Source organism: Phenylobacterium sp. (assembly GCF_025934275.1).
GTDB lineage: Bacteria > Pseudomonadota > Alphaproteobacteria > Caulobacterales > Caulobacteraceae > Phenylobacterium.
In genome coordinates this window covers 1-9,887 of sequence record NZ_JAICYI010000085.1, presented here as the reverse complement: position 1 = coordinate 9,887, position 9,887 = coordinate 1, and the positions used below count along the sequence as shown (strand labels likewise).

The following is a 9,887-nucleotide window of genomic DNA, read 5'->3' as shown; positions in this document are numbered from 1 at the left end:
CTAGGGCGATCACGCGTCAGGCTCCTCGGGGCGCCCCCAGCGCCGAAACGGTTTTGCCTGCTTCGCCTAGACTGAAAAAGATAATTCCGCGTAATCCGCGCCCGGCGCGGCGAGAGGCCGCGAGGCTCAGCGACGCTTGGCAGAGGCGCGATCCGGCGCCGCTCGGCCGCGGCGCAGGGCGGCATTCAGCACCAGGTACATACGGCCAGCGCCGCCCTGGGCTGCCTATCAGGTGAAATCCTAGCCGTCCTGCGATGAAGGCGCCGGCGCCGTTGGCTGCCTGCGGGGCGCCCGGGCATGCAACCTGGCCTTCAGGTGATCGCCGACGCGCATGGCGTTGGCCACGGTCGTCAAGGTCGGGTTCACCGCGGCGATCGAGGGGAAGAAGCTGGTGTCGACCACATAGAGATTGTCGAGCTCGTGGGCCTTGCACCAGGGGTCGAGCACCGAGCTCTCCGGGTCCGAGCCGAACCGGACGGTGCCCGCCTGGTGCGCGGTGCCGTAGACCGGCAGCAGACTGTCGAACTGGAAGTGGTGCTGCGAGATGGGGTGCGAGTGGTCGGCGAAGCCGTCGAGCGAGGCCTTGAGCTTGCCGACCAGCCGCTCGTGGCCCTCCAGATTGTTGTAGGCGTAGTCGAGCTGAATGCCGCCCTCGGGCGTGAGCCGCACCCGGTTCTGAGACAGCGGCAGATCCTCCGAGATCACCAGCATGGAGAGCATGCGCTCGGCCAGCGCCTCGGAGATGACGTCGGGCACCAGGCCGGGCGGACACCAGTCGGAGACCTGGCCCTCCAGCGTCTGGCCGGACATGTATTCCAGGAGCTGGATGTGGCCCATCGGCTTGTCGTAGCCGCCGTCCGGATCGCCCCAATAGAAGTCGTTGACGGCGAGCGTCTTGGGAAAGGTCACCTCCACGTGCGCCGGGGTCAGCGAGACCATGGCGGTGAGCGTGTGGAACATGTAGTTGCGCCCCACCTGGTCCGAGCCGTTGGCGAGGCCATCCGGATGCTGCGAATTGGCCGAGGCCAGCAGCACCGCGGCGGAGTTGGCGGCGCCGGCCGCCAGCACGACGATGTCGCCGGTCCAGCGCTCCTCCCCGCCTTCGGTCTCGCAGACCACCTCGGTCACGCTTCGACCCTTAGGGTCGGTCTCCAGGCGGATCACCTTGCGGCCGGTCAGCAGGGTGACGTTCGGCTGGCCCAGCAGCGGCTCGATCGCGATGGCGCGGGCGTCGGACTTGGCCTTCAGGAGGCAGGGATAGCCGCCGCAGGTCTTGCAGCGGATGCAGGCGGAGGTGACCGGGCGTGCCTCGTCCAGGTTGACCCCGAGCGGCAACGAGAACGGCCGCCAGCCCTGCGCTTCCCAATGGGCCTTGAGAAGTCCGATCCCGGGATCGTGGCTCACCGCAGGATAGGCGTAGGGCTCCTCGTCGCCGGCCTCGGTCGGATCGACGCCGCGGGCGCCGTGCACCCGCCACAGGCGCTCGGCCTCGGCGTAGTAGGGGGCGAGGTCGGCGAGGTCGATCGGCCAGGCCGGCGAGATGCCGCCGGCATGATTCACCTCCTCGAAGTCGCGCTTGCGCAAGCGCATCAGCGCCGCGCCGTAGAAGATGGTGTTGCCGCCCACCCAGTAGTGCGTGGTGGGCGAGAACGGCTTGCCGGCCTTGTCGAGCCACTTCTCGGTGGTGCGGTACCGGTGCTGGATGAACACCGCGCGGGCATCCCAGTTCGCCGCCTCCCGCGGCAGGTGCTCGCCGCGTTCCAGGATCAGAATGGACTTTCCGGTGGGCGCGAGCCGCTGCGCGAGCGTGCCGCCGCCCGCGCCGGACCCGATGATAACCACGTCGAAGTGGGCCAAACCGTCAGTCCTCCAGATGGTACTTCGCCGCCCCGCGGCGGATCACAGCCCCGACCAGGGCTTGCGGCAAGTGCTGCAGCAGGGCTGCGGCGATCTGGTTGTGCCAGCCCGGGATCAGCACCACCTGGCCACGGGCGTTGGCGCGGATCGCGGCCTCGGCCACCTGCTCCGCCGTCTGGAAGAATGGGCGGAAGGAAGCGTCCATGATCTGCTGGGTGCCGGCCGCCTGGGCGAACTCGGTCTGGGTGAAGCCCGGGCAGACGGCGGTGACCTTGACCCCGTTGGCCCGGTACTCGGCGTCGAGGGCCTGCGAGAACTTGATCATCAGGCTCTTGGCGCCGGGATAGAGGGTGTGGCCCGCTGCGCCCGGCGCGAACCCCGCCAGCGAGGCGATGTTGACGATCGCGCCGGACCCTCGCTGGACCATAGGCGGGATCACGCCGTAGGCCAGGCCGCAGGCGTTGACCACCAGGGTCATCAGGAAGTCCCGCTGCCGCGACCAGGGCACGCCGGTGAAGCTCTGGGCGATGCCGAAACCCGCGTTGTTGACCAGGATGTCCACCTCGCGGCCGCGGGCGGCGAGCGCCTCGAGCACCGGCTTGTGCGCCTCCCATTCGGCCAGGTCGGTCGGAACGGCGAACGCCTCGATCCCGTGGCCGGCGGAAAGCTCGGCGGAAAGCGCCTGCAGCCGCTCGGCCCGGCGAGCGACCAGCGCCAGGTCATGGCCGCGGGCCGCATAGGCGCGGGCGAAAGCCTCGCCGATTCCGGACGAGGCGCCGGTGACCAGCGCCAGCGGCCGTTCGCTCCTGCCCTGTCCCGCCATGCGCCCTCCCGATCGGGCTCAGGATGCGGCGGCAGGGGAGTCGCGTCCAGAAGCCTACCAGCGCGCCCTCAGACCCAGCACGAACGAGCGGGGCGGCGCGGGCGTCACCGTCCGCGGGTTGGCGTCCTCGGGGAGCGGCGACGGATCGAGGTTGGCAACCGCGCTCGTCTCAAAGTAGGCGCCGAACGTCGCGTACCGGCGGTCGAACAGATTGTCCACACGGCCGAACAGCTCCAGGCGCGGGCCGACCCGCCAGGACCCATGCAGGTTCGCGACCCAGTAGGACGCGAGCTTCGCGTCCCGGTTCGCCTCGTCGCCCACAAGGAATTGCGGGCCGACCGCCAGCAAGTCCGCCCCCACCGTCGCCGAGGCCGACAGGGCGAAGTCAGCGCCCGCCTTGAACCGCTGCGCGGGCGTCCCGCCGATGCGATCGCCCGGTGTCACCAGCACATTGCCCATGTCATCGGCGAACGGACTGTTGGGCGACGGAAGCTCGCCGGTGAACTGGTAGGTCGCCCTGAGATAGCTGTAGCTGGCGTAGCCCGACCAGCGCCCCGACGCCGCCTCCGCCTCTGCCTCGAAGCCTTCACGGCGGGTTTTCGGCACGTTGGCGAACGAGCCGCGACCCTGGATGGCGCTCGCCAGCGCGATGATGTCGTCGTCGTTGTCTGTGCGGAACACGCCGAGCCGCCACTTGAAGCCCCCCTGCCTCAGCCGGCGCTGACCGCGGACCCCAGCCTCCCAGGTGTGCGCGACCACCTGCTTGAGCGGTGGATCGGAGACCAGCGCGCCCTCGATCAGGCATGGATCCAGCGGATTGCTGCATGCGAGCTCCAGCGGCGTCGGGGCGCGGTTCGCCTCGGCGTAGCCGCCATAGAGCGAGATTCCCCGAGCCAGCCGGAAGGCCAGGCCCGCCGCGGGATTGAAGCGGTCGAAACGGTGCGTCCCGTTGAGGTCCGGCGCATCGCCGGCGAGGTCGGTCATCGTCAGCCCGGCGTGGTTGTAGCGGCCGCTCAGGGTAAGCGAGAGCCGGCCGGTCAGATCGAAGGTGTCGGTCGCGTATAGGCCGAGGTAGTCGGTGGCCGCGCGCAGCTCGACCGGGCTGTAGGCGACATTGCCAGTCGTCCGGATGGTCTTGCCCTGGCCCGGAATGGCGGCGGCTGGCGAGACCGAGAGGTCCTGATGGATCAGCGCCAGCTCGCTGTTGGCGGAGAAGCGGATACGGGCGAAGTCGGCGCTGGCGCCCGCCGCGAAGACGTTTCCACGGCCGAACAGCTTGCCGTCGCTCGACGCCTGCAGAGAGCCGCCCCAGCCGAGGCTGTCCGTGCGGGTGCGGTCGAGCGTTCCGTAGGGAGCCAGGTCGCAGGACGCGCCCCCCGGGCACGGGATCGGCGCGCCGGTCCCGTCGAGCACCTGGAAGTCTCCCGCCGGGCGCAGCCCTTCGGGGAAGTCACCGGAATCGACGCACAGAAAGCCGTGCCGCGGGTCATCGCATTCGGCGAAATTGCCGTCGTTGCCGTCGAGATGATGCTGGTTGAATTTGCGGACGTAGAGGTTCCCCTGAATCGACCAGTCGGCGTTGAGGTCGTGGCGGCCGCTCACCGCCGCCAGGGCGTCGCTGTTGCGGGTGGTCTGCGGGAAGGTGAACACCGCCTTCCGATCCTGCGCCAAGAGCTCGATTGGGGTCGGCCCGACCACGCCGACGGTGTTCGACGCGCTGGAAACCACCAGATGCAGTTCGCTCGCCGCCCGCTTCCATCCCAGGTCGGCGTAGAGCCGCGCGATGTCCGAGCGGGAATGCAGCCGCCACCCGTCCCCGTGCGCGCCGTCCGCGGCGACATAGAGACCCCAGGGCCCCGAGCGTGCGCCGTACTCCAGGCTGCCGTCGATCCGCCCGAACGAGCCGCCCTCGAGCATCCCCTGACCGCCCGCGAAGTCGAAGCCGGTCTTCATGCGCAGGTTCAGCGCCCCGGCGAGCGCATTCAGCCCGAAGGCCGGATTGCTGGTGAAGAGGCTGGCCTGCGCGATCGCAACCTCCGGGACGAGGTCCCAATTCACCGAATCGCCGAACGCCTCGTTCAGCCGCACGCCACCCATGTAGACCGCGATCCCCTGCGGTTCGCCTTGCACGGGCGAGGCGTCGGAGCCGCGGAATTCGAAGTCCTTGGCGAAGCCGTTGCCCTGAGTGTCGGCGAGTGTCGCGCCCGCCACGTGCTGTTCCAGGGCGTCGGTGACGGCTCGTGAGCCGGAGCGCAGGAAATCGTCCGCGCCGAGGGCCTCCACCACCGCGGGCAGCTTCTGTGGATCCACCCCACGGCCTTCGAGCGGCGTGGGGGCGACGACGACCACGCCCGAGACCTGCGGCGGCTCGGCGGCGCAAGCGATTTCCGGTGCGGCGACGAGGGCGGCGGCAAGCAGAAGAGCGCGGGACATTGGGGACGGCGACCCTAGCGGCGCCGCGCGCTTCAGAAAACCTATTGATCACGTGGGAATTACTTGCGCGCCCGCTGACGGCGGTGTTGGCAATAAGGGGCGCTGATGCTCCATGAAGGGAGAAGCCATGTTCCTGCGCGCGCCGGAGGCCCATTCGCGGTCGTTAATCAAGGCCGTGACCTGGCGCATGCTGGGCAGCGTCGACACCTTCGTGATCAGCTATTTCGTCACTGGCCGGCTGCTGTTCGCCGGCACGATCGCCTCGGTCGAAACGTTCACCAAGATCATGCTCTACTATTTCCACGAGCAGGCGTGGGCGCGGGTGCCGTTCGGCCGCGCCGACAAGATCAGGGCCACGCCTCCCTCGGAGCATGCCGCGCCTCCCGTCGTTGAGCCGCGCATCGAGGGGCCGCCGACACAGGCTGAGCGCCGCGCTTCCCCGGATTGGGCGCCCGCCGCCTTGCCATGAGGCCGCGGACGGCCGACAGCATCGCCCATGTCCGAACGCAAGGACGCGACGGAAGCGACGCGCGCCGCCCATGCGGCGACGACGCAGCGCCTGCCGCCGGACGACGGCCACGACTTCGAACTGGCGCGGCGCGGCTTCATCGCCACAATTCCGGACGCTGCGGTCCCCGGCGCCTGGTCGATGGCGCCGTTCGCCTTCCTGGAGGACGAGCGCCCCGAGACGGTGAACCCCAGCCTCTGGCGCCAGGCGAAGCTCAACGCGCTGCACGGCCTCTTCAAGGTGACCGAGGGCGTCTATCAGGTCCGCGGCTTCGACCTGTCGAACATCACCTTCATCGAAGGCGACAGGGGCTTCGTGGTCATCGACCCGCTGATCTCGGCCGAGCCGGCGGCGGCGGCGCTGAAGCTGATGCGCGAGCACCGCGGGGACAAGCCGGTGACCGCGGTGATCTACACCCACAGCCACGTGGACCACTACGGCGGCATCCGCGGGGTTGTCGCGCCGGATGACATCGCCGCGGGGCTGCAGATCGTGGCGCCCCAGGGCTTCCTGGAGGCCGCGGTCAGCGAGAACGTGCTGGTCGGCAACGCCATGGGCCGCCGGGCGACCTACATGTACGGCGCCCTGTTGCCGCGCGACGGCAAGGGCCACGTGGACGCGGGCCTCGGCAAGACCGTCTCGACCGGATCGGTGAGCCTGGTCCCGCCAACCATCAGCGTCTGCGAGACCGGCACGCGCCTGACGCTGGACGGCGTGGAAATCGTCTTCCAGGTGACGCCCGACACCGAGGCGCCCGCGGAGATGAACTTCTTCTTCCCGAAACTACGCGCGCTGTGCATGGCCGAGAATTGCACGTGCCACCTGCACAACCTCTACACGCCCAGGGGCGCCCAGGTGCGCGACGCCAAAGCCTGGAGCTTCTACATCGATGAGGCGCTCGAGCTGTTCGGGGCCGAGACGCAGGTGATGTTCGCCAGCCATCACTGGCCGCGCTGGGGCGCCGGCGAGGTGGCCGGTTTCCTGAAGAAGCAGCGCGACCTCTACAAGTTCGTGCACGACCAGACGCTGCGAATGGCGAACCAGGGGTTGAACGCCACCGAGATCGGCGAGCGCCTGCGGCTGCCGCCCACGCTCGAGGCCGAATGGCACACCCGCGGCTATTACGGGACGCTGAACCACAACGCCAAGGCCGTCTACCAGCGCTATCTGGGATGGTTCGACGGCAATCCCGCCAACCTGCACAGGCATCCGCCGGAAGCGGCCGGGCGGCGCTACGTGGACCTTGCGGGCGGCCCTGAGGCGTTGCTGGCCAAGGCGCGGACGGCCTACGAGGCGGGTGACTACCGCTGGGTCGCGGAGCTGACGAGTCATCTGGTGTTCGCCGATCCGGACAACATGGCGGCGCGCGAACTGGAGGCCGACGCCCTGGAGCAGATGGGCTACCAGGCCGAATCCGGGCCGTGGCGCGCCTTCTATCTCACCGGGGCCATGGAGCTGCGCAATCCGCGGCCGCCCTCTGCGGCGCCGCGGCAAGGTGCGGCGGGCCAGCTGCGCGCGCTGCCGGCCGATCAACTGCTCGACGCGCTGTCGGTGCGCCTTAACGGCGAGACGGCGGGCGCGGCCGAAATGGCCTTCACACTGCTGTTCGAAGACACCGGCGAGCAGTTCGCCGTGAGGGTCGAGAACGCCGTCCTGCACCACCGGCCGGGGGGCGGCGGTCCCGAGGCGCGGCTCAAGCGTGCGACCCTCATCGGCCTCGTCATCGGCGAGACGACGCTCGCTGCCGCGCAGGCGGAGGGGGCGGTCTCCGGACCGGGCGCGGCTGAGCTGGCGCAGCTTCTGCCGCTCCTTGACCGGTTTGACTTCTGGTTCGAGATCGTCGCGCCTTGAGGCCGATGGCGGCCCGCCGCTAGGGTGCGCCATCAAGACAACGGGAGCGCGCCATGGCGGCCGAACAGATCCTGGACCCCGATCTGCCGATCGTGGACCCGCATCATCACCTGTGGGACCGGCGCAACGCGCCGCCCACCGATCCCGCGACCGAGCATCCCTTCGTCACCGCGATCCGCCCGGCCCGGCGCTATCTGCTCGAGGAGTTGCTGGCCGACACGGGAAGCGGCCACAACGTGGTCGCCACGGTGTTCGTGGAGTGCGGGGCTTTCTACAAGGCCGACGGCCCCGTTGAGATGCGTCCGGTCGGCGAGACCGAGTTCGTCAACGGGGTCGCCGCGATGAGCGCCAGCGGCGGCTATGGCCCAACCCGCGCCTGCGCCGGGATCGTGGGCCGGGCGGACTTGCTGCTCGGGGATGGCGTCGTCCCGGTGCTGGAGGCGCATGTCCGGGCCGGCGGCGGCCGCTTCCGCGGCATCCGCAACTCGGCGTCCTTTGATGAGGACAAGGCGGTGCTCGGGCCGCTGAACCGGGTCGAGGCGGGCCTCTATCGTTCGGACCAATTCCGAAAGGGCTTCCGCCACCTCTCGCGCCTTGGTCTCTCGTTCGACGCTTGGCTCCTCGAGCCGCAGCTTCCCGACGTGGTCGACCTTGCGCGGGCATTCCCGGAGACGACGATCGTGCTCGACCACGTGGGCACGCCGCTGGGGCGCGGGAGCTATCAGGGTCGGTTGGAGGAGCGCTTCCCGATCTGGCGGGACAACATCCGCGAGCTGGCGAAGACTACGAACGTGGCCGTCAAGCTGGGCGGCCTGGCCATGTCGTTCTGCAACTTCCCGTCCTTCCTCGCCGAGCCGCGCGCGCCCTCCGAACAGCTCGCCGGCGAATGGCGGCCCTATGTCGAAACCTGCATCGAGGCGTTCGGCGCGGACCGCTGCATGTTCGAGAGCAACTTCCCGGTCGACATGGGAGCCTGCGACTACCGAACATTGTGGAACGCGTTCAAGCGCCTGGCCAAGGGCGCTTCGCCGGACGAGAGGCGGGCGCTGTTCGCCGGCACCGCGACGCGGGTCTATCGGCTGGAGCCGTCGGTCGACATGGCGGCCGCCGCCTGACGCGGGTGGCGACCCCCATTCACCAGGGTGTTCGGGCGGGTGAAGGGCCCCGACTGGCGTTTCACAGCAGTCTCGCCAGGATCGGGCGCCCTGCGAGAACAGGATCCGGTCAAGCTGCGGGATCGGCTGGGGCCGGCCAGGCCTAATAGCGCTGCTCGACCGGGGCCACGCCCCACTTGGGCGGCGGAGGGACGTAGGCGCGGAAGCGCTCGATCACCGCCTCCGGCGACGGCTCGTAGATCAGCATGTCGCCGTACTGTTGAGCGACGAAGCCCTTGTCGACCATCTGCTGGACGGTCGCGCGCCACAGATCCCAATAGCCGTTCACGTTGACCAATCCGCAGGGCTTGGCGTGGAAGCCCAGGAGCGCCCAGGTCCACTGCTCGATGAACTCCTCGATGGTGCCCGGCCCGCCGGGCAGCGACAGGAAGGCGTCGCCGAGCTCGGCCATCTTCCACTTCCGCTCGTGCATCGAGTTGACGACGACGAGGTCGGAAAGCCCTGTGTGGGCGATCTCCTGGCTGACGAGGTCGGCGGGCATGACGCCCACCACCCGGCCGCCCGCGGCCAGAGCGGCGTCCGCCACCTCGCCCATCAATCCCACCCGGCCGCCGCCATAGACGAGGGTGAGCCCCTGCTCGGCGATGACGCGGCCCGCGCGCCTGGCTTCGGCCAAGTAGGCGGGATCTGTTCCGGGCGAAGAACCACAATAAACACAGATGCTTTGCAACAAGCCGCCGACCCTGACCTCGGGGAAAAGAACCTGGGCTGATAAGCTGATTGTCGCGTTCTGTCACCGTTCGGCTGGCCTGACGCAATTATCGCGGCTACAACGCCCGAACGGCTCGTCACGTTGATGGCCGGGGCGACGCGCAAACGACGGGCGGCGCAGGACTTCTATCTCGGTTAGGCACACGAATGGCGAGCGGCACTGTCAAGTGGTTCAACACGGCTAAGGGCTTTGGTTTCATTCAACCGGATGACGGCGGAGCGGATGTCTTCGTCCACGTCTCGGCGGTCGAACAGGCGGGCCTCAACGGCCTGAACGAGGGCGATCAGGTCGAATACGAACTCGAGCAAGACCGGCGCAGCGGCAAGCTGGCGGCGGGCAATCTTGTGGTCACCGGCCATGGCGCGGCGCCCGCCCGGGCGCCCCGCGCCGGCGGTTTCGGCGGCGGCGGCGGCTTCGACCGCGGTCCGCGCGGCGGCGGCTTCGGCGGGGGCGATCGTCCGCGCGGCGAGATCGCCGGCACCGGCGCCGGCAAGGTGAAGTGGTTCAACCCCACCAAGGGCTTCGGCT

General features: G+C 69.3%; 7 protein-coding genes and 1 pseudogene. 4 read left to right on the top strand and 4 right to left on the bottom strand.

Annotation, left to right across the window (positions count from 1 at the left end; translation table 11 throughout):
• Positions 1–240: 240 nt before the first annotated feature.
• The 3 genes from Q0W60_RS16580 to Q0W60_RS16570 are packed head-to-tail and all read right to left on the bottom strand — an operon-like array spanning position 241 to position 5,113.
• Positions 241–1,857: a GMC family oxidoreductase gene (locus Q0W60_RS16580; protein ID WP_297697193.1), complete on the bottom strand. Its 1,617-nt coding sequence runs from the start codon at positions 1,855–1,857 to the stop codon at positions 241–243.
• A gap of 4 nt (positions 1,858–1,861) precedes the next feature.
• Positions 1,862–2,680 (bottom strand): SDR family NAD(P)-dependent oxidoreductase, encoded by an 819-nt coding sequence (locus tag Q0W60_RS16575; protein WP_297697192.1) that lies wholly within the window; start codon positions 2,678–2,680, stop codon positions 1,862–1,864.
• A gap of 54 nt (positions 2,681–2,734) precedes the next feature.
• A complete protein-coding gene (locus Q0W60_RS16570) occupies positions 2,735–5,113 on the bottom strand; it encodes a TonB-dependent receptor (protein ID WP_297697191.1) in 2,379 nt (792 codons plus the stop codon).
• 127 nt (positions 5,114–5,240) lie between these two features.
• Here Q0W60_RS16570 and Q0W60_RS16565 point away from each other — a divergent pair, with 127 nt between their 5' ends.
• The 3 genes from Q0W60_RS16565 to Q0W60_RS16555 are packed head-to-tail and all read left to right on the top strand — an operon-like array spanning position 5,241 to position 8,587.
• Positions 5,241–5,582, top strand: a complete 342-nt coding sequence (locus Q0W60_RS16565) for a DUF2061 domain-containing protein (protein ID WP_297697190.1) — start codon at positions 5,241–5,243, stop codon at positions 5,580–5,582.
• A gap of 27 nt (positions 5,583–5,609) precedes the next feature.
• Complete coding sequence (locus tag Q0W60_RS16560) at positions 5,610–7,472, top strand: alkyl sulfatase dimerization domain-containing protein (RefSeq protein ID WP_297697189.1); 1,863 nt, start codon at positions 5,610–5,612, stop codon at positions 7,470–7,472.
• A gap of 53 nt (positions 7,473–7,525) precedes the next feature.
• Positions 7,526–8,587 carry an amidohydrolase family protein gene (locus Q0W60_RS16555; protein WP_297697188.1) on the top strand — a complete coding sequence of 354 codons (1,062 nt, stop codon included), beginning with the start codon at positions 7,526–7,528 and terminating at the stop codon, positions 8,585–8,587.
• Positions 8,588–8,729: 142 nt separating this feature from the next.
• On the opposite strand, the gene Q0W60_RS16550 is transcribed toward Q0W60_RS16555, so the two are convergent.
• Positions 8,730–9,317, bottom strand: a complete 588-nt coding sequence (locus Q0W60_RS16550) for a TIGR00730 family Rossman fold protein (protein WP_297697194.1) — start codon at positions 9,315–9,317, stop codon at positions 8,730–8,732.
• 188 nt (positions 9,318–9,505) lie between these two features.
• Between Q0W60_RS16550 and Q0W60_RS16545 the strand changes: the two are divergent.
• Positions 9,506–9,703, top strand: a pseudogene (locus Q0W60_RS16545) (cold-shock protein); the annotation flags it as partial.
• Positions 9,704–9,887 lie beyond the last annotated feature (184 nt).

What these genes read in the sequence shown, in the direction of transcription:
- Q0W60_RS16575 (WP_297697192.1), bottom strand. Translation starts at nt 2,680, where the DNA reads ATGGCGGGACAGGGCAGGAGCGAACGGCCGCTGGCGCTGGTCACCGGC.
- Q0W60_RS16560 (WP_297697189.1), top strand. Translation starts at nt 5,610, where the DNA reads ATGTCCGAACGCAAGGACGCGACGGAAGCGACGCGCGCCGCCCATGCG.
- Q0W60_RS16565 (WP_297697190.1), top strand. Translation starts at nt 5,241, where the DNA reads ATGTTCCTGCGCGCGCCGGAGGCCCATTCGCGGTCGTTAATCAAGGCC.
- Q0W60_RS16570 (WP_297697191.1), bottom strand. Translation starts at nt 5,113, where the DNA reads ATGTCCCGCGCTCTTCTGCTTGCCGCCGCCCTCGTCGCCGCACCGGAA.
- Q0W60_RS16555 (WP_297697188.1), top strand. Translation starts at nt 7,526, where the DNA reads ATGGCGGCCGAACAGATCCTGGACCCCGATCTGCCGATCGTGGACCCG.